This window comes from Streptococcus sp. UMB0029 (genome assembly GCF_002871495.1).
Taxonomy (GTDB): domain Bacteria; phylum Bacillota; class Bacilli; order Lactobacillales; family Streptococcaceae; genus Streptococcus.
In genome coordinates this window covers 1-532 of sequence record NZ_PNGD01000034.1, presented here as the reverse complement: position 1 = coordinate 532, position 532 = coordinate 1, and the positions used below count along the sequence as shown (strand labels likewise).

Here is a 532-nt window from a genome sequence, read left to right as displayed (position 1 = left end):
CTCAAACGTCTCACACTTAATTCCACCATAAAAATCCGTTTTAGACTAATTTCCACTTTGGTCAGGCAAGTGGAAGTTACTTTGAGAAGTTAGCATTGTCTACGTTAAGTAAAAAAATCTTCCAATTCCCTTGCAAAAATGAAGAAAGTGTGATAACATAGTACGGTATGTGGTGCTAGCACATCCGCTATATTAGATCTAATAGGAGGAAAACACAAATGGCTAAAGTATGTTACTTTACAGGTCGTAAGACTGTATCAGGAAACAACCGTTCACACGCGATGAACCAAACAAAACGTGCCGTAAAACCAAACCTTCAAAAAGTTACTGTTCTTATCGATGGTAAACCTAAAAAAGTTTGGGCTTCAGCTCGTGCTTTGAAATCAGGTAAAGTTGAACGCGTTTAATAATAAAAGTAAGGGCTCTTTGTCAACTGTAGTGGGTTGAAGAAAAGCTAAGCTCGAGAAAGGACAGATTTAGTCCTTTCTTTTTTGATATTTAGAGCCATAAAAATCCGTTTTTTGAAGTTTTC

1 protein-coding gene is annotated in these 532 nt (G+C 36.7%); it reads left to right on the top strand.

Annotation, left to right across the window (positions count from 1 at the left end; all coding sequences use genetic code 11):
- Positions 1-218: 218 nt before the first annotated feature.
- Complete coding sequence (gene rpmB, locus CJ239_RS11505) at positions 219-407, top strand: 50S ribosomal protein L28 (protein ID WP_001140948.1); 189 nt, start codon at positions 219-221, stop codon at positions 405-407.
- Positions 408-532 lie beyond the last annotated feature (125 nt).